Source organism: Pseudomonas sp. Irchel 3A18 (genome assembly GCF_900187465.1).
Classification (GTDB): Bacteria; Pseudomonadota; Gammaproteobacteria; order Pseudomonadales; family Pseudomonadaceae; genus Aquipseudomonas; species Aquipseudomonas cichorii.
Genome location: NZ_FYDI01000014.1, coordinates 95,984 through 116,841, shown reverse-complemented (window position 1 = coordinate 116,841; position 20,858 = coordinate 95,984). Strand labels below are relative to the sequence as shown.

General features: G+C 57.1%; 26 protein-coding genes. 9 read left to right on the top strand and 17 right to left on the bottom strand.

Annotated elements, in window-relative coordinates; genetic code table 11:
• Positions 1-274, top strand: a 274-nt coding sequence (locus CKW23_RS26810) for a hypothetical protein (protein ID WP_218250571.1), incomplete at its 5' end; no start/stop codon positions are given.
• An 8-nt stretch (positions 275-282) separates the two neighbouring features.
• Here the strand turns inward: CKW23_RS26810 and tyrS are convergent.
• On the bottom strand, positions 283-1,482 hold the full coding sequence (gene tyrS / locus CKW23_RS21730; RefSeq protein ID WP_025262067.1) for a tyrosine--tRNA ligase: 1,200 nt from the start codon (positions 1,480-1,482) through the stop codon (positions 283-285).
• Positions 1,483-1,684: 202 nt separating this feature from the next.
• Here tyrS and CKW23_RS21725 point away from each other — a divergent pair, with 202 nt between their 5' ends.
• Positions 1,685-3,103 (top strand): peptidoglycan DD-metalloendopeptidase family protein, encoded by a 1,419-nt coding sequence (locus CKW23_RS21725; RefSeq protein ID WP_025262068.1) that lies wholly within the window; start codon positions 1,685-1,687, stop codon positions 3,101-3,103.
• A 3-nt stretch (positions 3,104-3,106) separates the two neighbouring features.
• Positions 3,107-4,201 (top strand): anhydro-N-acetylmuramic acid kinase, encoded by a 1,095-nt coding sequence (locus CKW23_RS21720; protein WP_025262069.1) that lies wholly within the window; start codon positions 3,107-3,109, stop codon positions 4,199-4,201.
• 57 nt (positions 4,202-4,258) lie between these two features.
• Here CKW23_RS21720 and erpA read toward each other — a convergent pair whose 3' ends face one another.
• A complete protein-coding gene (gene erpA, locus CKW23_RS21715) occupies positions 4,259-4,609 on the bottom strand; it encodes an iron-sulfur cluster insertion protein ErpA (RefSeq protein ID WP_025262070.1) in 351 nt (116 codons plus the stop codon).
• Positions 4,610-4,760: 151 nt separating this feature from the next.
• On the bottom strand, positions 4,761-5,795 hold the full coding sequence (gene argC, locus CKW23_RS21710; protein ID WP_025262071.1) for an N-acetyl-gamma-glutamyl-phosphate reductase: 1,035 nt from the start codon (positions 5,793-5,795) through the stop codon (positions 4,761-4,763).
• Positions 5,796-5,928: 133 nt separating this feature from the next.
• Between argC and hemJ the strand changes: the two genes are divergently transcribed.
• From hemJ to coq7, 5 genes are all read left to right on the top strand, one after another.
• Positions 5,929-6,357 (top strand): protoporphyrinogen oxidase HemJ, encoded by a 429-nt coding sequence (gene hemJ / locus CKW23_RS21705; RefSeq protein ID WP_025262072.1) that lies wholly within the window; start codon positions 5,929-5,931, stop codon positions 6,355-6,357.
• 76 nt (positions 6,358-6,433) lie between these two features.
• Positions 6,434-7,342: a DUF805 domain-containing protein gene (locus tag CKW23_RS21700; RefSeq protein WP_025262073.1), complete on the top strand. Its 909-nt coding sequence runs from the start codon at positions 6,434-6,436 to the stop codon at positions 7,340-7,342.
• Positions 7,343-7,407: 65 nt separating this feature from the next.
• The gene (locus CKW23_RS21695) at positions 7,408-8,184 is read left to right on the top strand and encodes an SDR family oxidoreductase (protein ID WP_025262074.1); all 777 of its coding nucleotides are present in this window, start codon (positions 7,408-7,410) and stop codon (positions 8,182-8,184) included.
• A gap of 90 nt (positions 8,185-8,274) precedes the next feature.
• The gene (locus tag CKW23_RS21690) at positions 8,275-8,613 is read left to right on the top strand and encodes a histidine triad nucleotide-binding protein (protein ID WP_025262075.1); all 339 of its coding nucleotides are present in this window, start codon (positions 8,275-8,277) and stop codon (positions 8,611-8,613) included.
• Positions 8,614-8,749: 136 nt separating this feature from the next.
• Entirely contained in the window at positions 8,750-9,397 is a 648-nt protein-coding gene (gene coq7 / locus CKW23_RS21685; RefSeq protein ID WP_025262076.1) for a 2-polyprenyl-3-methyl-6-methoxy-1,4-benzoquinone monooxygenase, read from the top strand.
• 58 nt (positions 9,398-9,455) lie between these two features.
• On the opposite strand, the gene speD is transcribed toward coq7, so the two are convergent.
• Both speD and CKW23_RS21675 read right to left on the bottom strand, forming a co-directional pair.
• The gene (speD, locus tag CKW23_RS21680) at positions 9,456-10,250 is read right to left on the bottom strand and encodes an adenosylmethionine decarboxylase (RefSeq protein ID WP_025262077.1); all 795 of its coding nucleotides are present in this window, start codon (positions 10,248-10,250) and stop codon (positions 9,456-9,458) included.
• Positions 10,251-10,490: 240 nt separating this feature from the next.
• Positions 10,491-10,913 (bottom strand): OsmC family protein, encoded by a 423-nt coding sequence (locus tag CKW23_RS21675; RefSeq protein WP_025262078.1) that lies wholly within the window; start codon positions 10,911-10,913, stop codon positions 10,491-10,493.
• Between the two features lie 210 nt (positions 10,914-11,123).
• Between CKW23_RS21675 and crp the strand changes: the two genes are divergently transcribed.
• On the top strand, positions 11,124-11,768 hold the full coding sequence (gene crp, locus CKW23_RS21670) for a cAMP-activated global transcriptional regulator CRP (protein ID WP_025262079.1): 645 nt from the start codon (positions 11,124-11,126) through the stop codon (positions 11,766-11,768).
• Between the two features lie 12 nt (positions 11,769-11,780).
• Here crp and CKW23_RS21665 read toward each other — a convergent pair whose 3' ends face one another.
• From CKW23_RS21665 to CKW23_RS21610, 12 genes are all read right to left on the bottom strand, one after another.
• Positions 11,781-12,476, bottom strand: a complete 696-nt coding sequence (locus CKW23_RS21665) for a lipoate--protein ligase family protein (RefSeq protein ID WP_025262080.1) — start codon at positions 12,474-12,476, stop codon at positions 11,781-11,783.
• A gap of 10 nt (positions 12,477-12,486) precedes the next feature.
• Positions 12,487-13,323, bottom strand: coding sequence for an indole-3-glycerol phosphate synthase TrpC (gene trpC / locus CKW23_RS21660; protein WP_025262081.1), 837 nt, complete (start codon positions 13,321-13,323; stop codon positions 12,487-12,489).
• Positions 13,320-14,369, bottom strand: coding sequence for an anthranilate phosphoribosyltransferase (trpD, locus tag CKW23_RS21655; RefSeq protein WP_025262082.1), 1,050 nt, complete (start codon positions 14,367-14,369; stop codon positions 13,320-13,322). The genes trpC and trpD overlap by 4 nt, the downstream gene beginning before the upstream one ends.
• Positions 14,370-14,377: 8 nt before the next feature.
• Positions 14,378-14,986 (bottom strand): aminodeoxychorismate/anthranilate synthase component II, encoded by a 609-nt coding sequence (locus CKW23_RS21650; RefSeq protein ID WP_095068316.1) that lies wholly within the window; start codon positions 14,984-14,986, stop codon positions 14,378-14,380.
• A gap of 430 nt (positions 14,987-15,416) precedes the next feature.
• Positions 15,417-15,926 (bottom strand): lysis system i-spanin subunit Rz, encoded by a 510-nt coding sequence (locus tag CKW23_RS21645; protein ID WP_095068315.1) that lies wholly within the window; start codon positions 15,924-15,926, stop codon positions 15,417-15,419.
• Positions 15,923-16,468: a glycoside hydrolase family 19 protein gene (locus tag CKW23_RS21640; RefSeq protein WP_095068314.1), complete on the bottom strand. Its 546-nt coding sequence runs from the start codon at positions 16,466-16,468 to the stop codon at positions 15,923-15,925. The genes CKW23_RS21645 and CKW23_RS21640 overlap by 4 nt, the downstream gene beginning before the upstream one ends.
• Positions 16,469-16,609: 141 nt before the next feature.
• Positions 16,610-17,032 (bottom strand): tail fiber assembly protein, encoded by a 423-nt coding sequence (locus CKW23_RS21635; RefSeq protein ID WP_095068313.1) that lies wholly within the window; start codon positions 17,030-17,032, stop codon positions 16,610-16,612.
• A gap of 2 nt (positions 17,033-17,034) precedes the next feature.
• Positions 17,035-18,291: a phage tail protein gene (locus CKW23_RS21630; protein ID WP_095068312.1), complete on the bottom strand. Its 1,257-nt coding sequence runs from the start codon at positions 18,289-18,291 to the stop codon at positions 17,035-17,037.
• 11 nt (positions 18,292-18,302) lie between these two features.
• Positions 18,303-18,902 (bottom strand): YmfQ family protein, encoded by a 600-nt coding sequence (locus CKW23_RS21625; RefSeq protein ID WP_095068311.1) that lies wholly within the window; start codon positions 18,900-18,902, stop codon positions 18,303-18,305.
• On the bottom strand, positions 18,890-19,930 hold the full coding sequence (locus CKW23_RS21620) for a baseplate J/gp47 family protein (protein ID WP_095068310.1): 1,041 nt from the start codon (positions 19,928-19,930) through the stop codon (positions 18,890-18,892). Before CKW23_RS21620 ends, CKW23_RS21625 begins: the two co-directional genes overlap by 13 nt.
• Complete coding sequence (locus tag CKW23_RS21615; RefSeq protein ID WP_095068309.1) at positions 19,920-20,318, bottom strand: phage GP46 family protein; 399 nt, start codon at positions 20,316-20,318, stop codon at positions 19,920-19,922. The genes CKW23_RS21620 and CKW23_RS21615 overlap by 11 nt, the downstream gene beginning before the upstream one ends.
• Positions 20,318-20,827: a phage baseplate assembly protein V gene (locus CKW23_RS21610; RefSeq protein WP_095068308.1), complete on the bottom strand. Its 510-nt coding sequence runs from the start codon at positions 20,825-20,827 to the stop codon at positions 20,318-20,320. Before CKW23_RS21610 ends, CKW23_RS21615 begins: the two co-directional genes overlap by 1 nt.
• Positions 20,828-20,858 lie beyond the last annotated feature (31 nt).

The following is a 20,858-nucleotide window of genomic DNA, read 5'->3' as shown; positions in this document are numbered from 1 at the left end:
CAACAAGTTTCAAAGTTTCCTTTGCAACTTCAACCACTTGCGCTTCGATCAACCTCAGGTTGCTCGTCAGCGGGAGGCGAATTCTACAGGACCCGAAGGCTGTGTCAAACGCTTTCTCACACCGCTGTCGATCCAACCTCGATCGAAGCACTTCCAACTCGACTCCAGAACCGCTAAACACTTGCAAACTATTGATTTACAAGGCTTTTTCAGTTCCGTCTACGCCGGAAGTGGGGCGAATTATAGAGACATTAAATCGCCCGTCAACCGTTAATTTAACTTTTATTCCAAAACCAGGGTAATACGCCCAAAAGCCTTCTTGCCAGCCTGGCAAACATGGGTAGCCCCAACCTTGAAGACAAAGCTGCGATCAACAACCTCACCATCTATACGCACACCACCGGAAGCCAGCAGATCACGAGCGACAGCAGAGTTCTTCACCAGGCCTGCCTTATTAAGGACGGCGGCCACCGGCATATCTTCAGTAGCGCCGACAGAGATTTCCGGCAAGTCGTCTGGCAGCTCGCCATCCTTCATGCGGTTGCCGGCAGAGCGATGCGCAGTAGCGGCCGCCTCTTCACCATGGAAACGAGCCACGATCTCTTCAGCGAGCTTGATCTTGATGTCGCGAGGATTGGCACCCGCTTCGCACGCCGCCTTGAGTTCATTGATCTCTTCCATGGAGCGGAAGCTCAACAACTCGAAGTAGCGCCACATCAAGGCATCAGGAATGGAAACCAGCTTGCTATAGATGACACCCGGCGCTTCCTGAATACCTACATAGTTACCCAGCGACTTGGACATCTTCTTGACGCCGTCCAGCCCTTCCAGCAAAGGCATGGTCAGAATGCATTGCGCTTCCTGACCATAGGCACGCTGGAGTTCACGCCCCATCAGGAGGTTGAATTTCTGGTCGGTACCGCCAAGCTCGACATCCGCACGCAACGCGACCGAGTCATAGCCTTGCACCAGCGGGTACAGGAATTCATGGATCGCGATTGGCTGGCTGCCTTTATAGCGCTTGTCGAAGTCATCACGCTCCAGCATCCGCGCAACGGTGTACTGAGAAGACAGGCGAATGAAGTCCGCCGGACTCAGCTTGTCCATCCAGGTGGAGTTGAAGGCGACTTCGGTCTTGGCCGGATCGAGGATCTTGAAAACCTGAGCCTTGTAAGTCTCGGCGTAATCCAGAACCTGCTCGCGAGTCAGCGGAGGACGAGTAGCGCTCTTGCCGCTCGGGTCGCCGATCATCCCGGTGAAGTCACCGATCAGGAAAATGACCTGATGCCCCAGATCCTGAAACTGACGAAGCTTATTAATAAGGACAGTGTGACCCAGATGCAGGTCAGGTGCCGTTGGATCGAACCCTGCCTTGATACGCAGCGGCTGACCGCGCTTGAGTTTGGCGACCAGTTCGGCCTCGACCAGGAGTTCATCCGCGCCACGCTTTATAAGCGCAAGCTGCTCTTCAACCGACTTCATATCAGCCCCCAATTTAAAGGGAACCAACCATACAAGATCAGAGCCCAATTACAAGTTTTTGCCCAGCACACAGCCACGAATCGGATACCGATACGTCAGCAGGGTTGCTTCGTGCTGGATTTGGTTATATTTTATACAGTTATTTCATCTTCATCATGTCATTCATCTTTTCCATTTCACCTTTTTCAAAGTCAAATTACCTATGATCGACACACCACCGCCTAAAGCGCCCCCGCTTTATCCGAAGAGTCACCTGCTCGCTGCCAGCGGCATCGCCGCCCTGCTGAGCCTGGCACTTCTGGTATTCCCTTCCAGCGAAGTTGAAGCAAAACGAACCAATCTGGTTCTGGATCTGGAAGCCCCCACAGATCAGAACGCACAAGACCAAGACGCTCAGCAAGCCACTCAAGCCACACCTGATAGCACTGTTTCACCCTTTGCCCAGGTTGATAACGGCGAAGATCAGTCTCAGGAAAGCGCTTCTGCTCAGCCAACCCCGACTACAGACATGAAGAGCCCGAACCACAAGGAAGTTGTGGTTTCCAAGGGCGATACCCTTTCCACGCTGTTTGAAAAGGTCGGCCTGCCGGCCACGACCGTGCATGAAGTCATGGCCAGCGACAAACAGGCCAAACAGTTCAGCAAACTGCAGAACGGTCAGGTTCTACAGTTCGAGCTCTCCCCCGACGGTCAGCTCAAGCAACTGCACAGCAAGCTCAGCGAACTGGAAACCATCAGCCTCTCGAAAACGGATGCCGGATTCACGTTCAGCCGCGAAGTCAGCCAACCCACCGTGCGTGAGACTTATGCACACGCGGTCATAAACAGCTCGCTGTCCTTGTCGGCGCAGCGTGCCGGCCTGTCACACAGCATGACCATGGACATGGCCAATATCTTTGGCTACGACATCGACTTCGCCCAGGACATCCGCAAAGGCGACGAATTCGATGTGGTTTATGAGCAGAAAGTAATCAATGGCAAGACCGTAGGCACCGGCAACATCCTGTCCGCGCGCTTCACCAACCGCGGCAAGACCTACACCGCCATTCGCTATACCAACAAGCAAGGCAATACCAATTACTACACCGCTGACGGCAACAGCATGCGCAAGGCCTTTATCCGCACGCCGGTAGACTTCGCACGTATCAGCTCGATGTTTTCCATGGGCCGCAAGCACCCGATCCTGAACAAGATCCGCGCTCACAAGGGCGTCGACTATGCAGCGCCACGCGGTACGCCCATCAAGGCAACCGGCGACGGCAAAGTGCTTCTGGCCGGACGTCGCGGCGGATACGGCAACACCGTCATCATTCAGCACGGCGAGACTTACCGCACGCTGTACGGGCACATGCAAGGCTTCGCCAAAGGCGTACAAACCGGTGGCAGCGTCAAGCAGGGTCAGGTGATCGGCTATATTGGAACAACCGGCTTGTCGACAGGCCCGCACTTGCACTATGAATTCCAGGTCAATGGCGTGCACGTCGATCCGCTGGGCCAGAAACTTCCAATGGCGGACCCGATCGCCAAATCCGAAAAACAGCGGTTCATGCAGCAAAGCCAACCGTTGATGGCGCGCATGGACCATGACAAGGCCACTACGCTGGCCTCTAATAAAAGGTAATCCATGGCCTTCTTCTATATAGGTGTGATGTCCGGCAGCAGCCTCGATGGGATAGATATCGCCCTATTGGAGCAGGATGACCGTCCAAGGCTTCTGGCAACTCATTACATTCCGATGCCGGAAGATCTGTATACCGAGTTGCTCGGCCTTTGCTCCAGCGGCGCAGATGAATTGGCACGCGCCGCCATTGCCGAGCAGAAGTGGGTGAAACTGGTAGCACAAGGCATAGCCACCCTGCTGCAAGAGCAGAACATGGTTGCTGGCCAGATACGTGCCATCGGCAGCCACGGCCAGACCATCCGTCATGAGCCGGGACGCGGCTTCAGCATCCAGATCGGCAACCCTGCCCTGCTTGCCGAACTGACCGAAATTACCGTCGTCAGCGACTTCCGCCGTCGCGATATCGCTGCAGGCGGCCAGGGCGCGCCATTGGTGCCTGCGTTCCATGAAGCGCTGTTCGATGACAACAAGGACCGCCGTGCAGTATTGAACATCGGTGGCTTCAGCAACCTGAGCATCATCGAGTCGGACCGTCCGGTTTCCGGCTTCGATTGCGGACCGGGCAACGTGCTGCTGGATGCATGGATTCAGTCGCAGCGTCATCAGAGCTTCGACAAGGATGGCGCATGGGCTGCCAGTGGCCAGGTCGATCCAGGGCTGCTCAAGGGATTGCTGAGCGATCAGTTCTTCCTGACCAAAGGCCCGAAGAGCACAGGCCGTGAAGTCTTCAACCTCGGCTGGCTGCATCATCACCTGTTCCAGTTGCCGACCGTCGCGCCGGAGAACGTACAGGCGACACTGCTTGAGCTGACGGCTTTGACGATTACAGAGTCTCTGCAAGCGGCGCAATCAAGCACTTCAGAGCTTCTGGTGTGCGGCGGCGGTGCCCATAACGTGGCGCTGATGGACAGGCTGGCAGCGCTGTTGCCGGAGACGAAAGTCAGCAGCACCGCAAAATTCGGTGTGGATCCGGACTGGGTCGAAGCCATGGCGTTTGCCTGGCTGGCGCATTGCTGCCTGGAAAGCGTACCGGCCAACCGGCCAACCGTGACCGGAGCCAGAGGGTTGCGGGTTCTGGGCGCTATTTATCCCGCCTGACCGAAGCCACAATGAAAAACGCCGCGCATATGCGCGGCGTTTTCATATGGAGCGCGATCAGATCGAGAACGACGAACCGCAACCACAGGTGGTCGAAGCGTTCGGGTTCTTGATCACGAAACGCGAACCTTCCAGACCTTCCTGGTAATCCACTTCAGCACCCGCCAGATACTGGAAGCTCATCGGATCGACAACCAGGCTGACGCCTTCGCGCTCGACGACGGTATCGTCATCGGCCACATCTTCATCGAAAGTGAAGCCGTACTGGAAGCCGGAGCAACCGCCGCCGGTTACGAAAACCCGCAGTTTCAGGCGATCATTGCCCTCTTCATCGACCAGGGTTTTCACCTTGTGCGCGGCTCCTGGGGTGAACTCCAGAGCTGTAGGAGTAAAGGATTCGACGCTCATGTCAGATATCTCCCGGCGTTAAGCCGTCATAATGCGTAATGACGGGCATTATCCGCTTCTCCTAGAAAACTGGTCAACTATTGAAGTGAAGAGCAGTAGCAAGCGGGCAAGCTACAAGCGGCAAGTGGGGTGCCGCTTGTAGCCTCCAGACTTAAGGCATCATGCCAGCGTGTGACAGGCCGGCACGTTCGTCCAGGCCGAACATGATGTTCAGGTTCTGTACGGCCTGACCCGAAGCGCCCTTGACCAGATTGTCGATAACCGACAGCACGACGACAAGGTCGCCGCCCTGCGGACGATGCACGGCAATACGGCAGACGTTTGCGCCGCGCACACTGCGGGTTTCGGGATGGCTGCCGGCAGGCATGACATCGACAAACGGCTCATCGGCGTAACGCTTCTCGAACAGAGCCTGCAAATCCACCGACTTGTCGGCAACGGTTGCATACAGCGTGGAGTGAATGCCGCGAATCATCGGCGTCAGGTGCGGCACGAATGTCAGGCCGACATCGCCGCCCGCTGCACGACGCAGCCCCTGGCTGATTTCCGGCAGGTGACGATGCCCTTTGACTGCATAAGCCTTGAAGCTTTCGTTGGCCTCAGAGTACAGCGAACCCAGGCTCAGACCACGACCGGCACCACTGACACCTGATTTGCAGTCGGCAATCAGGCGGGAGTTATCCGCAAGGCCCGCTTCCAGCAAAGGCAGGAAGCCCAGCTGGGTTGCGGTTGGGTAGCAACCCGGCACGGCGATCAAGCGTGCATTCTTGATCTGCTCGCGATTGACCTCAGGCAAACCGTATACGGCATCCTTCAACAACTCAGGCGCGCCGTGTGGCTGGCCGTACCACTTGGCCCACTCAACCGGATCCTGGAGACGGAAGTCCGCGGAGAGGTCAATAACCCGGGTGCCGGCTGCCAGCAGTTCGCCAGCCAGCGCATGGGCAACACCGTGAGGCGTAGCGAAGAACACGACATCGCATGCGGCCAGGGTCTTGACGTCCGGCACGCTGAAAGCCAGACCATCGTAATGGCCTCGCAGGTTGGGGTACATGTCGGCTACTGCAAGACCGGCCTCCGAGCGAGAGGTAATAACGACCACTTCTGCTTGCGGATGCTGTGCCAACAGACGCAGCAGCTCGACCCCGGTGTAACCCGTGCCGCCGACGATACCGACCTTGACCATAACCTGCCCTCAACGAAACAACTGGAAAGCCGTCGATGATATGAGCCTATGGCCTCTGCGACAACCGACAACGTGACGTATGGCCGCACAACCCACTACTATTTGTCCACCGTGAACCTGGGGATAACTGAAAATGCTCTTTTTATGGGTCAAAGCGCTTCACATCGTTTCGATGGTCTGCTGGTTTGCAGGCCTGTTCTATCTGCCAAGGCTGTTCGTCTACCACTCACTGAGCGAAGACACTGTCAGCAAGGAACGCTTCAGCGTGATGGAGCGCAAGCTGTACCGGGGCATCATGGGGCCTGCCATGATTGCCACGCTGATTTTCGGTGGCTGGCTGATCAGCTTCAGTCCGTCAGGCTATTTCAGCCAGGGCTGGATGCATGCGAAGTTGACGCTGGTTTTCCTGCTGATCGGTTACCACCACATGTGCGGCGCACAGGTAAAGCGCTTCGCCCGTGGCGAGAAAGGCCGCAGCCATGTGTTTTATCGCTGGTTCAATGAAGTCCCTGTAGTGATACTGCTGGCTATTGTGATTCTGGTAGTCGTCAAACCGTTCTGATCCCTATCGGGCAGCCACGCCATGCTTCTGGTGGCTGCCCGCGCTGCACCCTTATACCGAGACAAGGAAGCCCTTGATGGCCGATACCCACTTCAAGATCATGTTTGAAGGGCAATTGCGTAATGGCGTTGAGCTGGAAACTGCAAAGCTCAACCTGGCCCGGTTGTTCAAGAGTGAAACCTCGGCAGTCGAGAGACTGTTCAACGGCAATCCTGTATCCCTCAAGCGCGGTTTGTCTCAGGCGGATGCCCAGAGATATATCCAGGCACTCAACGACGCTGGCGTCGAAGCACGTATAGAACCCGACCCTGCAATCAGCCTGAGCCTGGACGAAATCGATGAACCGAAACCCTATCGCGCTCCTGTAGAACCCGCACAAGCGCCCTCGCCCTACGCGCCACCCAAGTCATCAACCGTCGCGCCCGACCTGCCTGCACACTCGTCGCTCAAGGTGTTCAGCGTGGAAGGCCGTATCGGTCGCTTGCGTTATCTGGCCTGGAGCCTGGTATTGGTACTCGCAGGCCTCGCAACAATGGGTGTCTGTATTACGGTCATGAGCGTTTCGCTGGTGGGCGGCGGCCTGTTGAGCACGGTGGCCGTTGCTGCATTCTTTATTCTGAGCGTGCAGATGGGCGTCCAACGCCTGCACGATGCAGGTTGGAGCGGCTGGCTTCTGCTGCTTAACCTGGCGCCCTTCGTAGGCGGTATCTTTCCATTCCTGATGATGGTCATACCAGGCACCAAAGGCCCCAACAAATATGGTCCACCTGCGCCACCCAACTCGAAGGCCGTGAAAATCCTGGCCTGTCTATGGATTGTCTTTCTCAGTCTCGTCTTCACGATCGTGCTGAGCACGGGCCTTGATGCCGTGAAGAACGAACTAGAAACCACGGCCAGCGAATACGAACAGTCCCTGCCCTATGATGACGACTCAGACAGCGATCAGGCTCAACCCGCCCAATCGGTGTCCGGACAAAGGCTTTAAGCAAATACGTTGCTGATGAGCCGGCACCCGAAATGCCGGTTGCAATACGTTCAATGGAGAACTGCATGACCCGTTACGCCCTGATCACAGGCGCTTCCAGCGGTATCGGCCTGGCCATGGCCGAAGCCCTGGCTCGTCGCGGGCACAATCTGCTGCTGGTTGCCCGCCATCGCGACCGCCTGGAAAGCATCGCCATCGAGCTGACCCAACGCTTTGGCGTGGAAGTGCTGTTTCGTGCGTGCGATCTGGGTGAGCCGCTGCGTCTTTCGGGCTTCCTGCTGGAACTGGAAGATGGTGCCCATCAGATTGATCTGCTGGTCAACTGCGCAGGCATCGGAACATGCGGCCCGTTTCTGGCCCAGGAATGGGCTGCCGAGCAGGACCTGATCGATCTGAATATCCTCGCCCTCACTCGCCTGTGCCATACCGTTGGCAACCTGATGGCGCTGCAGGGCGGCGGGCAGATTCTCAACGTGGCCTCGGTGGCAGCTTTCCAGCCCGGGCCATGGATGAGCACTTATTACGCAAGCAAGGCTTACGTGCTGCACTTTTCCGAAGGCTTGCGCGAAGAGGTCAAGAAAAACGGAGTAAACGTGTCGGTCCTTTGCCCTGGCCCGACCCGCACGCCTTTCTTTCGTACGGCTCAGCTCAACGTGAACGACGAGAAGATGATGACCCCTGAAGAGGTGGCACTGTATACCGTACGCGCGCTGGCAAAAAACAAGGCTGTTATCATTCCCAGGCTGCGCAACCGGTTATGGGCCTTCAGCCCGCGACTGGGGTCGCGCTGGCTGGTTCGTCAAATCAGCGGCTATATCAACAAGGCCTGCTGCCCGCGCTGAGTGACAAATAATTATCGCTCGGTAAACTCGAACTCATTGGTATCGGCCTGTCGACCGGCATGCCCATCCACCCAAAAGGAGCAAACGGCTGTGGATACTTTGTTTACCAGAATCATCAACCGGGAAATCCCGGCCAATATCATCTACGAAGACGATCAGGTACTGGCCTTCCACGACATCGCCCCTCAGGCGCCCGTACATTTTCTGGTCATCCCGAAAAAGCCCATTCGCACCCTCAATGACCTGACCGAAGAAGATAAGGGTCTGGCTGGCCACATCCTTTTCACGGCCCAACGCCTGGCAAGGGAACAGGGCTGCGAAGAGGGTTTCCGCGTCGTCATGAACTGTAATGAGCTGGGTGGACAGACCGTTTATCACATTCACATGCATGTTCTGGGCAAACGCCAGATGAACTGGCCGCCGGGCTGAGTCTGTTTTTTCAATGGTTTGCATCCTGTCGAGGCCGCCGAGTGCTCTATTCAAGGGTTCGACAGGATGATCCAGCTCAAGCCTGGCCGCTCCGATTGGGGTAAACTGGCCAGCATGGACCTACCCGGAGGTGCCCATGGCTACCGAACGTCACTACTCTCCCCTTGATCGTCTTCTGCTACAGGCCGACAGTGCAATGCGCACGTTGCTGCCTTCCAGCGGACATTCTCATCGGCCTTCGCCTGCCATCCTGCGCCCCGAACACAAGATGAACGATGCGGACACCCGCCATGTAGCGGGCCTGATGCGCATCAACCACACTGGCGAAGTCTGCGCACAGGCGCTGTATCAGGGTCAGGCCCTGACCGCCAGGCTGCCCAAGGTGCGCAAGGCTATGGAGCATGCCGCCGAAGAGGAAATCGACCATCTGGTCTGGTGCGAACAGCGCATTCATCAGCTGGGCAGCCACACCAGCGTACTCAATCCGCTGTTCTATGGCTTGTCCTTCGGCATTGGCGCTGCGGCTGGTCTGATCAGCGACAAGGTCAGCCTGGGCTTCGTGGCCGCAACTGAAGATCAGGTCTGCAAACACCTGAACGAACACCTGCATCAGATACCCGCCGAGGATGAAAAGTCCCGGGCAATTCTGGAGCAGATGCGCGTGGACGAAGAACAGCACGCCGAAACCGCGCTGGACGCCGGCGGCTTCCGCTTCCCTGCTCCGGTCAAGTTCGGCATGAGTATCCTGGCCAAGGTCATGACCAAGAGCACTTACCGGATCTGACTTTCAGCCACACACAAAAAAGGCGCCTTGATCGGCGCCTTTCTTGTTTGCACTGAAATCAGACAGCCACGTTGCGGCCGTAGAAGATTTCCAGCATTTCGTGCTTCACCTTGGCGGTGACCTGTGCACGCTGTTCAGCGGACAGGTTGCTGGTCGCGTCGCCGAACAGGTAGTTGTCCAGTTCAAACTCCTTGAGCAGCATTTTGGTGTGGAACAGGTTTTCCTGATACACGTTGACGTCGGTCATCTGGTAACCGTTGCGAGTGTCTTCGGAAAGGTAGTTCTGGATCGAGTTGATCTCGTGATCGATGAAGTGCTTCTTGCCTTCTACATCGCGGGTGAAACCACGCACGCGATAGTCAACCGTCACGATATCGGACTCGAACTTGTGAATCAGGTAGTTCAGCGCTTTGAGCGGTGAAATCACGCCACAGGTCGACACATCGATGTCCACGCGGAAAGTCGCGATCCCGTCGACCGGGTGAATTTCCGGATAGGTGTGAACCGTGATGTGGCTCTTGTCCAGGTGGGCCAGAATGGTTTCCGGCAATGGGCCTGGCGACTCTTCGATCTGGCTTTCGGTAGGCGTTACCGGTTGCTCGGAGATCAGAATGGTCACACTGGCACCCTGGGGATCGTAATCCTGACGGGCAATGTTCAGGATATTGGCACCAATGATATCGACAACATCGGTCAGAATCCGCGTCAGGCGTTCAGCGTCGTACACACTGTTGATGTACTCGACGTAGGCCTGCTGGTCTTGCGGGGTTTCCGCATAGCAGATGTCATAGATATTGAAGCTCAAGGTCTTTGTCAGGTTATTGAACCCGTGGAGCTTGAGTTTGCTTTTCACCGTTAAAAACTCTCTATATGTGTGCGGCGCCAGCCGCGTGATCAAGCATGCCCGTCAGATGAGCGGCGCTCAGCTGCGTAGGACGGTTAACACCTCTTCGCGTTGGCGATTTTGGTTGTCTGTTCTGGCGCAGCAGCAGAAAACCAATGCATGCTGCGCCTGAAAAAGTCGCGCATTATGCAGACGTCGGAAGCCGTCTGCCAGAGTGTGCGCCGTTTTTATGATCGTTGGATGTCTGGATCAGCCCAGTTCGACAATTTCATAGTCGTGGGTGATCTCTACACCGGCATTACCCAGCATGATCGACGCTGAACAATACTTCTCGGCCGAAAGCTCGATGGCACGCTTGACCTGTGCTTCTTTGAGGCCGCGGCCCTTGACGACAAAGTGCAGGTGGATCTTGGTGAAAACCTTGGGATCTTCGCTTGCACGCTCGGCTTCAAGAAAGGCTTCGCAGCTTTCGACTGGCTGACGGGACTTCTTGAGAATGCTGACAACGTCGAAGTTGCTGCAACCGCCCAGACCGATCAGCACCATCTCCATCGGGCGTACGCCCAGATTGCGACCGCCGCTTTCAGGCGGGCCGTCCATTACCACTACATGACCGCTACCGGACTCGCCGAGGAACATGGCTTCGCCAGCCCATTGGATGCGTGCCTTCATCGCCAGACTCCACTGCTAAAAAAAGGGGGGCCAGCTTAGCACAGGCCCGGGAATCCACTGGAGCAGCCTCTGAAAATGCTTTTTGCGGCCAATATGTAGGAAAGCTCCCAAATGGTTTCAAACCCTCGTCGAAAAGCTGGCGAGAATGCCAGTGCAGCCGATACCTATGAGAGTGCCATTTGGCGAAGAATCTTTTTTCGGAATACACGCATGGTCGCAATCTCAGTGGTACCCAAAATAAAGAGTCTCGAAAAGCTTCTCCCCCATGCCCAACGTCGTCGCTGCGCCGCCAAGAGCAATATCATCTGCGCTGGCGAGAAGTCCGAGTCGTTGTTCATCATTCTCAAGGGCTCGGTAACGATCCTGATCGAGGACGACGAAGGTCGGGAGATGATCGTCGCGTATCTCAACAGCGGGGATTTCTTCGGTGAACTGGGCTTGTTCGAGCAGACCGGCCATGAAACCGTGCGCAGTGCGTGGGTTCGCGCCAAGACTGAATGCGAAGTGGCCGAGATCTCTTATTGCAAGTTCCGCGAGCTGACGCACCAGGAACCGGAAATTCTCTATGCTCTGGGCGCCCAGATGGCTGATCGCCTGCGCAATACGACGCGCAAGGTCGGTGATCTGGCTTTCCTCGACGTGACCGGACGAGTGGCCCGCACGCTGCTGGACCTGTGTCGGCAACCGGATGCCATGACTCATCCCGACGGCATGCAGATCAAGGTGACCCGCCAGGAGATCGGACGTATCGTGGGTTGCTCGAGGGAAATGGTCGGGCGCGTGCTCAAGGCCCTGGAAGAACAGCAACTGGTCGACGTCAAAGGCAAGACCATGGTGGTGTTCGGAACCCGTTGAGGCCTGTATCGCTCAGAGCCCGGCCAGCATCTGCCGATAAGACTGGATGAGGCGTTCGAGCACACTGAAGCGGCTCTCGGGAAAGGCTTCATACAGTGCAATATGGCTTTGGGCTCGCACGCGCGCTTCCAGCTCGCACAATTCGTTGAAGCGATTGACTGCAGCCACCATCTGCTGGCGCTCGTTATCCAGCAACAAGGCGCCATGAGCCAGTACCACAGGACGTGTTCCACCCTGGCTTTGACGCCAGCGCTGGGCGGTACCGACCATCTTGCGGCCATCGAGGTTGACGTTGAAACGGCCGTCGCAGAATGCACCGTCCACTTCCCCCAACGAAGCCTGGCCACCCAATTCAGTCAACAGATCCAGAATCGGCTGACACAAGCGTCGGTAGGCGATTTCTATTCTGTCCCGATCGGCGTCCGTACCGGGTTGCGCATAAACCAGAGCAATGTTCACGGTGGCAGAAGACTGCGGCACCGGTTCACCACCCGTTTCACGCAGCAGGACAGGCCAGCCGCTGTCTGCAAGGGTTTCACTGGCTTCGGTAAAGCCCGGCAGGCGACTCATCCGGCGTGGCATGACCAGCGCCTGATCGTTGGGACGCCAGAACAGCAGCCCATGATCCGCATCACCGGCACACACCGAAGCCAGCAGGTCCTGTTCGGCCTGCAGGCCTTTCTCGATGCAGATGTCGACTACCGGCATGATCTAAGGCTCAATCGAGAGCCGACCCACTGACCGGCACGCCACGCTCCGGGAAAAACAGCCGCTGCAACTCCGCTCCCGGCTGCTCGGCGCGCATGAAGGCCTCGCCCACCAGGAACGAGTACACATCGCTGATTTCCATCAGCTCGACGTCGGCCCGGTTGAGGATGCCGCTCTCGGTAATGACCAGACGATCACGAGGAATGCGCGGCAGCAGATCCAGCGTGGTTTCCAGGCTCACCTCGAAGGTATGCAGGTTGCGGTTATTGACACCGACCAGCGGGGTATCGAGGGTTTTCAGGGCGCGCTCCAGCTCATCGCCATCATGAACTTCAACCAGAACGTCCAGACCCACACCTTTGGCAACCGCGGCCAATTCGGCCATTTTCACGTCATCCAGCGCCGCCACGATCAAGAGGATGCAATCGGCACCCAGAGCACGGGCTTCGATGACCTGATACGGATCGATCATGAAGTCCTTGCGGATCACCGGCAGCTTGCAGGCCGCACGGGCTTCCTGCAGATAGGCGTCGGCGCCCTGGAAGAAATCGATATCGGTCAGGACCGACAGGCAGGTCGCACCGCCGGCCTGATAGCTTCTGGCGATCTCGGCAGGCTGAAAGTCTTCCCGGATCACGCCCTTGCTCGGCGAGGCCTTCTTGATCTCGGCAATTACTGCCGGATGCTTGCTTCTGGCCTGCTCGATCAAGGCATTGGCAAAGCCGCGAGGCGCGTCGGCCACCGCAGCCTGTCGCTCCAGCTCTGCCAGGGTCACAATGGCACGACGAGCAGCCACTTCCTCAGCTTTACGGGCGAGAATTTTTTCCAGTACGGTTGGCACACTCATCCTTCATTCTCCTGCTTGAATACCGCCGTGAAAGCACCCAATTCGTCCAGCTTCTCCCGGGCCAGGCCGGTATGCAGAGAATCGTGTGCCAGTTCTACGCCTTCTTTGAGGCTGGTGGCATGATCAGCAGCGTAGAGCGCCGCACCGGCATTGAGCACGATCATTTCCGCGGCCTTCTGGCCATTTTCAGTCTTGCGACGCCCAAGGGCGTCCCGAATCAGCTCAAGAGAGGCTGCCGGGCTTTCGACCGCCAGACCATACAGGCTCTGGCTTTTCATGCCCAGGTCTTCGGGTTGTACCGAGTATTCGGTGATTTCGCCGTTCTTCAGCTCAGCGACAAAAGTCGGTGCCGCAAGGCTGAACTCGTCCAGGCCATCCTGGGAATGCACCACCAGCACATGCTTGCTGCCCAGGCGAGACAGGACTTCCGCCAGCGGGCGACACAGCGCCTGATTGAACACGCCCACCACTTGATGACGAACGCCAGCCGGATTCGTAAGCGGGCCGAGCATATTGAACAGGGTGCGCAGCCCCAGGTCACGCCGAGGGCCGGCGGCATGTTTCATAGCACTGTGATGAGACTGGGCGAACATGAAGCCGATACCCACGCTGTCGATGCAACGTGCAACCTGGACCGGATCGAGGTTCAGGTAAACACCCGCAGCTTCCAGCAGGTCGGCACTGCCGCTCTTGCCTGAAACGGCACGGTTACCGTGTTTGGCCACCGTACACCCCGCCGCCGAAACCACGAACGCCGAAGCCGTGGAGACGTTGAAGATGTTGGCGCCATCACCACCGGTGCCGACGATATCCACAACCTTGTCCAGAGACTGCAGTTCGACCTTGTTTGCCAGCTCGCGCATGACCGAGACAGCACCGACGATTTCATCGATGCTCTCGCTTTTCATGCGCATCCCCATCAGAAAGGCGCCGATCTGCGCTTCGCTGCATTGGCCTGTCATGATTTCACGCATGACATCGCGCATCTCGTCTGTGCTCAGATCCAGATGATTGACGACGCGGTTGAGCGCCGTCTTGATATTCATGGGTGAACTCACGATAGGTTCTCCTGACGAATGCCGCCGGTCTGCTTGAGGAAGTTGGCGAACAGCTCGTGTCCCTGCTCTGTCAGGATCGATTCGGGGTGAAATTGCACCCCTTCGATATTCAGCGTCTTGTGGCGAAGCCCCATGATCTCGTCCACCGAACCATCTTCCAGCGCGGTCCAGGCGGTGACCTCAAGGCAATCAGGCAGAGTGTCGAGCTTGACCACCAGCGAATGGTAACGGGTCACGACCAGCGGGTGGTTCAAGCCATTGAACACGCCCTTGTCCTCATGGACGACAGGACTGGTCTTGCCGTGCATGACCTGACGGGCGCGCACCACGTCACCACCGAACGCCTGACCAATGGACTGATGCCCCAGGCAGACACCCAGAATCGGCAGTTTGCCCGCGAAGTGAGTGATCACCTCAAGCGAGACACCGGCTTCGTTAGGCGTGCAAGGGCCGGGGGAAACGACAATGCGCTCCGGGTTCAAGGCTTCGATCTGAGCAATGGTCAACTCATCGTTACGAATCACTTTAACGTCGGCACCCAGTTCACCGAGGTACTGCACGACGTTATAGGTAAAGGAGTCGTAGTTATCGATCATCAGCAGCATGTTGCTATCAACCTTTTGAATTTACTGACTTTATTCAGCCTTCCGAATTCTGGCCCGCTTGCGTATGCACCCAAGGTCCGGCACGTGACCTGGCGCAATACATCAGGGGGATCGAAGGCATACAGGTAAAGGTCCGGGCAGGCCGGAAAAGAAATAGTCAGGCGCGCCAACGCCAACGGGCGTGGGCCTTGATAACGCGCATCAAGAGTTTGCTGACAATCGTCACGGGAGGCGTCTCATCTAAACGTTTCGGGACATTAACTTACCGAATCACACGGCGCAATATGATTGTGCCGGGTAAATCAGGCCATGTATCCGATCAGATGACTTTTGGAGGGGCAGATCAGTGTCTGCGGGTACGGAAGGGGGAATGTGGAAGTGGGAGGCGGCTTGCCGACTCCCACAGTGACTGAACACTCACATCGGGAAATCAACGGGCTATCTCGCGCACATAGGCCTGACAAGCCTTGAGCGCAATCAGTCCCTGATCTCCGTCGTCGGTGATGGCGACAACTCGTTGAGCAGCCGTCGGGTCAAGTTCGGCTCGCGTGGCTCCATGAACCAGGCTGCCGGAGGAGGCAACGGCTGACTTTCCAGCGCCACCGGCTGGAGCGGCGAGGAGGACTGACAACCGCAAATCAGAGGTAGCCAGGCGACTACGCAACTGAGCCTGAAGTTTCTGTGCATCGCTCAATTCCTTGTAGTGAGTTGCATCGTTGGTTTGCAGGCGGGCCTCCATGTCCCGCCGCAGTTTCTGCTGAGCTTCCTGCCAGGCGATGACCGCCCTGGAAGCAAGCTCGCGTTCACGCAGATGAATCCCGGCCTGTTCGGCCAATTGCCGACCATAACTGTGCGCCTGCCATTGCCACGCAGTCCAAAAGCCAAGCCCCAGGCCACACAACATCGCCAGGACCACAGAGCGCAGATCCAGAGTCGTCATGACAACACCTTCAAAGCGCGTTGATACAAGGCTTCGCGATCCGCAAGACCATGGGTGCCGCCATTGATGCGCCTGGTGATCAACAGGAAATCCCCCTTGTCAGCCAAAGCATTCAGCCTTGCCCGATCCCAGAACCAGGCAGCGGACATGGCGGCATGCTCCGGTTGCTCGAGCAACTCGGGGCGATTGAGCAGATCCAGCCCCAGCGCCTCACCACAGGCGACATAGTTCGCCCGGCCCGTCACCTGAATAAGCCCCCGTCCACGATAGAACTGACCATCATCATCGTCTTCAGGCGTATTACCCAGGCGCAACGCCAGTTGCCCCGTGTCGTACCGCTTCAGGTAATCGTCACTTCCCAGCTCACGGACATACCGCAACTGGCCGGATTCGTGACCGATCTGTGCGATGAAAGCCGATACCTGCAACCGGGTGAGGATGCTGTATCGGGTCATTGCGGCATTGAGCGCGGAAATGAAAACGCCGGCTTTAGAGCCGGCGTTGGGGAGGATTTGCAGGAGCTGTTGTTGTGTTATGGGCATGTAACCTCCATCAACCATCCTTTGATGGCATAGCAAGACGCCCCTCACAACCAAGCGCATATGGAAACTGCGCAGAAGTTTGACCATGAGGGATAGCCATGCCAGAGACACTAAAGAAAACGCCCCGTCAGTGCGGGGCGTTCAGTTGGTTTCGAGCCAGGTCGGGGCGGTTGGGCGGAATAGAATATCGGGAAACTCCTGAGTCTGCGGCCAATCGCGCAAGGACTGGATATAAACCAGAAGCGCGGTGAATTGCTCCGCCTCCAGAGTCGTCGACAGATTCAACTCCAGTTGATCCCTGTGACGATCTCTTACACCAGATGCAGCCGAAAGCACCTGATCCCGCCACGCACGCTCTTTGTTCGCCAGTTGTTCGGCAGTCAAACCAGGGGGATTAACTGCCACAGGAAATCCGTCGGCATCAGCAGCAATAATCTTTCCAGCCGCATTCGCTGCCCGGAGCTCAACATGCTGCGCATCAGTAATTTCTTTGCAGTCCTTACCGACTGGCTGCATGCCTGACAGATAGAACCCGCCAGTTTCAGCGCAATAAAAAATAGCCATGATTATTTTCCTATACCTATAACGAAGACGTCCCGAAGAGTTGTAAAAACCAAACCATTATCTTGTCGATCAAGAATAACGCTGGTTTTAGTGAGGTTCCGATATTGCGGGGTAATGTCATCATCAACGCGCTCAAGAGATGAATGCACAGCACCGGCAATGCCATAACATGCATCCGGCCAGGCCAGAGGCCAAGTCAGCGTAGAAAAGGTATCGGGAGCCAAAGTCGCCCGGCCATACTGGATCAGCAAACCGCCCAGCCAAGTCGGAAACAAGACATAACCACTTGCAGGTGTGAAGCTCATTGCGAAGCCGAAACGCAGCTTTTTTGGAGTTACAACTGGGGCGTCATCCACACCGGCATTCACCTCGGCCTGAGTCGCGATCCTGCCCAATCCCCAATTGATTTCCGTGGCCTGTACCGCAAGCGCCTTTAGTGCAGCGATATCGATATTTCCCTGATTGGTCGGCGCATTCCAGGCTTTGATGCACCACATGACTGCCAGGTTGCGTGGACGTGTTTCAGTAGATGTCCTTGCTACCGTTGAAGCGTCAAAGAAAATAGTGTCGCTTCGAGCTGAAGTATTAGCATCACGAGTGATCGTATTAGCCTCTCCCCCCCAACCGAATGAGACAGACATCGCTCCGCTAGCTCCCCCCAGAGCCCCAGTACCTGCTGAGGTACCGCCACGAAGACCAAGAACGGCAGTGATATTCTGTAAGGCGTCAAGCTGAGAACTGCCTAAGGCCCGATTTGCATCCACACCCCGCCCATGATCCCACCCTCGCAGAAACTCACCACGCGATTCAGGAAGACGGAAGTAACCCGCAGGATCACCTGCCTTGTTGTAGCTAGTGCCCAGATAAGCAGCCAGATCAGGATAAGCAGCAATACTCTGCAGGCTACCATCGACTTCAAGATACCCAGGCGGAATAGCTGCCTTTGGAAACGGCACCATCATTCCGACAGGAACCACGTTGTTACTTTTCAACAAGGCATCCATTTCTTCCTTGCTGTAAACGCGATTCTTGGTATACGCATCGTTCTGAACGATATAACGAATAGCCTCCAGCAACTGATCCACATCCTCCTCTTTCGGATCGATCTGGGCAGCCCGGATAACAGCTAGCAATTCATCGGTTACTGCGTTCCCCCAACTGGCGGAAATCAGAGATCCCGGCGCGCCGGAAACAGTATTTTCATCAACAAACTTTCCATTCACCAGCCCGACGCTGGGGACACTTTTTGGATAGTCCACGTTATTACTCCTCAGTTGAAATTAATGAATACTGCGGTGTGTGCAGGTGCCGCCCGACGGATCAAACATTCGATAGCCGTCCCCGGATTCACGCCGAAGCGTTCGCCCCAATAGCTCGCACCAAAGCGGCGACCCAGTCGCTTGCGGCCACCTGTGTTCAACACCCACATGAACTGCGCATTCCAGGTCCCGAAATGCGCCTTGCCGAAACAAGAACGCCCCATACGGGGCGCTCGATATTCAGTGACGGTGGCGTTGGGATAGCCCTGGCTGATGGCAATGTCGACGTAGAACGCGGGGTTCTGCCCTCCTACGGCTACCAGCCGTTGTCGCACCGACAGGCGCCGGTCCTCGAACAAGGGGCTCAGGCCCAGACATGGATCGGGCAGGTTCATGACCCGCTCCCAGTCTGGAACCAGTTCACTGATACCCGTGGGGTCCATCTCGTTGAGCAGATCAAAGGCCCGGCCATCGATACGGGCAAACTCCCGGGATAACCCCGTGATCACCTGTTGCAACTCGGGAACCCGCTCAGGGTCCCAGGCCGGCCCTGATGGCAGCAGAGCCTGAAGTTGCTCGGCATACTGGCTGGCAGTTCTCAGGACGCCCATAGAATCCCCCCGAATGTCAGCAGCTCATTGGAAGCGGCTTCCACATTGGCGACAGGGGACGTCAATACATGATCCGTTTCCCCCGTCGCGCCGCTTATAGACTCGGCGATATGGGTCAACAGCAGCGTCTCGCCAAGCCCGGCCTCACGGTTATGAAGATCCATCAGTTGCGCCTGAACAGCGGCACGTACGGCAGAAGTATCCGGCGTGAGCCTGATCGTGTAGACGACCGGTTTCTGTACCGGTGCCAGCACATACAGCTCAGCCGTGACCGGACGTAGCGGTTCGATGTAAGCCGCTACCTGCGCAAGCTGTTCGTCGTCGGGAACCGGGGTGGCGTCATTGTCGCGCATGATGAAAACCGCCACAGTGCCAGGCCCCATATAACGGCGCACACACCAGGCACGGGTCACGCCCGCCACTTCCAGCGCCCAGGTGACGTAGTCATCCTGATTGCCTCCGTGGGGAATCACTCGATATGAGCGAACCACACGAGCACGCAATGACTCGATACTTTCCTGGGCAACACCGCCGGTCAGGCCGTCCGCCAGCACAGTGAAGCTACTGTCGATCCCTTCAATGGGCTGCACGGCGGTCATGACCAGCCCGGCATCGGCGTTCCCCAGAATGCCTGCATCCACGGCTTCGACCGTGGTCACGTTATTGCCCGCCACGGTGGTTACACCTTGGGTAACCCGATAGGTTCGACCATCGCTGAACTGCAGCACAGTGTCGGCATCCAGCACTGCACCCGCAGCAGCCATGAAGCGCACCGAGCCGCTGGCCGGTTGCGCAGCATTACGGGGTTGTCGGAGCCTGAGGATGGCTTGACGCTCCAGGGTTTCGTCATCGGCCGTGTCAGGCAGGATCTGGTCGGCGATCCAGCGCTGATAGCCATAGAGCCCATAGGCAGCACCGCTGTGAGCGCGAGACAACACTCGGGCATCGGATTGCCGGAGCGCTTCATCAGCCAGGTCAACCTGTGTACGGCTGATCAGCGCAGGCAATGTAGGAGTTTCAAACGGCATAGATCACCTGCCACTGTTCGGATGGGTTGAAGCGCACGCTCTGGCCGTTTGAGACGACCAGCACGACGCCGAGATTCAAGCGATTGTTCTGCACCCGCTCGGTGAGGATTTCGATGTCCTGCACATGGCCGTCTTCGATCAGCCAGAGAAGCGCTTCGCGAGCGTAGAACTCGGCATCCCGTTGCGTCTGTGCGGTGAGTTTCACTCGCCGCAACAACCACAGGCGCGAGCCGATACGATCATCCGTCACTGCCGGATAGGTATCGCCCCACCAGCCATAACGCTCGTCATCACCGATCTGGTCATCCGGCCCGGCTCGACGCCAGGTGAACAGGCTGATGATGACCGAGCGCAACAACGAAGCTTCAAGAGAGCCTGCGATAATCATCAGGCACCTCCCACGGGTGGCCCGCTCTGGCCGTTGCCGCCTTGAACGCCGCTGTGCGTATGGCTGATCTGGCTGATGCCACCCGCGACCTGATCGCCTTGGGAAACGATCTTTCCGGTCTGGGTGATCTGGGGCGTTTCAAAGTTCACCGCCACGGTGGCCTTGACGTTCAACGTGTTGGTTTCGATGTCGATGACCTTGCCGCGCTTGAGGTGAATCTTGTCCCCCTCGTCGGTGTAGATCGCCACCTCACCCGACTCCAGAGCCTTGAGGCGATAGCGACGATCCGCGACAACCAGCAGCAGCCCGTGGGACCGGTCACCGCCGATAAACGCTGCAATGCCTTCGGCGCCAGGCAAAGGGTTGCAGGTGAAACCGTAGGGCTCGAAGTGCTCCATATCGTCCTTGATTTCACCTGCGGTCAGGTGCATTTGCAGCGCCTGCATCTTGCTGGTCGCCCTGGCGAGCACAACCGTGCCCCGCGCCAGCATGCGATTGAGTATGCTCATTAGGGTTTTTCCTTTTCGGGGGAGGACAACG

Coding starts and splice junctions, on each gene's coding strand:
- tyrS (WP_025262067.1), bottom strand. CDS start 1,482: ATGAAGTCGGTTGAAGAGCAGCTTGCGCTTATAAAGCGTGGCGCGGAT.
- CKW23_RS21725 (WP_025262068.1), top strand. CDS start 1,685: ATGATCGACACACCACCGCCTAAAGCGCCCCCGCTTTATCCGAAGAGT.
- CKW23_RS21720 (WP_025262069.1), top strand. CDS start 3,107: ATGGCCTTCTTCTATATAGGTGTGATGTCCGGCAGCAGCCTCGATGGG.
- erpA (WP_025262070.1), bottom strand. CDS start 4,609: ATGAGCGTCGAATCCTTTACTCCTACAGCTCTGGAGTTCACCCCAGGA.
- argC (WP_025262071.1), bottom strand. CDS start 5,795: ATGGTCAAGGTCGGTATCGTCGGCGGCACGGGTTACACCGGGGTCGAG.
- hemJ (WP_025262072.1), top strand. CDS start 5,929: ATGCTCTTTTTATGGGTCAAAGCGCTTCACATCGTTTCGATGGTCTGC.
- CKW23_RS21700 (WP_025262073.1), top strand. CDS start 6,434: ATGGCCGATACCCACTTCAAGATCATGTTTGAAGGGCAATTGCGTAAT.
- CKW23_RS21695 (WP_025262074.1), top strand. CDS start 7,408: ATGACCCGTTACGCCCTGATCACAGGCGCTTCCAGCGGTATCGGCCTG.
- coq7 (WP_025262076.1), top strand. CDS start 8,750: ATGGCTACCGAACGTCACTACTCTCCCCTTGATCGTCTTCTGCTACAG.
- CKW23_RS21675 (WP_025262078.1), bottom strand. CDS start 10,913: ATGAAGGCACGCATCCAATGGGCTGGCGAAGCCATGTTCCTCGGCGAG.
- crp (WP_025262079.1), top strand. CDS start 11,124: ATGGTCGCAATCTCAGTGGTACCCAAAATAAAGAGTCTCGAAAAGCTT.
- CKW23_RS21665 (WP_025262080.1), bottom strand. CDS start 12,476: ATGCCGGTAGTCGACATCTGCATCGAGAAAGGCCTGCAGGCCGAACAG.
- trpC (WP_025262081.1), bottom strand. CDS start 13,323: ATGAGTGTGCCAACCGTACTGGAAAAAATTCTCGCCCGTAAAGCTGAG.
- trpD (WP_025262082.1), bottom strand. CDS start 14,369: ATGAATATCAAGACGGCGCTCAACCGCGTCGTCAATCATCTGGATCTG.
- CKW23_RS21650 (WP_095068316.1), bottom strand. CDS start 14,986: ATGCTGCTGATGATCGATAACTACGACTCCTTTACCTATAACGTCGTG.
- CKW23_RS21645 (WP_095068315.1), bottom strand. CDS start 15,926: ATGACGACTCTGGATCTGCGCTCTGTGGTCCTGGCGATGTTGTGTGGC.
- CKW23_RS21640 (WP_095068314.1), bottom strand. CDS start 16,468: ATGCCCATAACACAACAACAGCTCCTGCAAATCCTCCCCAACGCCGGC.
- CKW23_RS21635 (WP_095068313.1), bottom strand. CDS start 17,032: ATGGCTATTTTTTATTGCGCTGAAACTGGCGGGTTCTATCTGTCAGGC.
- CKW23_RS21625 (WP_095068311.1), bottom strand. CDS start 18,902: ATGGGCGTCCTGAGAACTGCCAGCCAGTATGCCGAGCAACTTCAGGCT.
- CKW23_RS21620 (WP_095068310.1), bottom strand. CDS start 19,930: ATGCCGTTTGAAACTCCTACATTGCCTGCGCTGATCAGCCGTACACAG.
- CKW23_RS21615 (WP_095068309.1), bottom strand. CDS start 20,318: ATGATTATCGCAGGCTCTCTTGAAGCTTCGTTGTTGCGCTCGGTCATC.
- CKW23_RS21610 (WP_095068308.1), bottom strand. CDS start 20,827: ATGAGCATACTCAATCGCATGCTGGCGCGGGGCACGGTTGTGCTCGCC.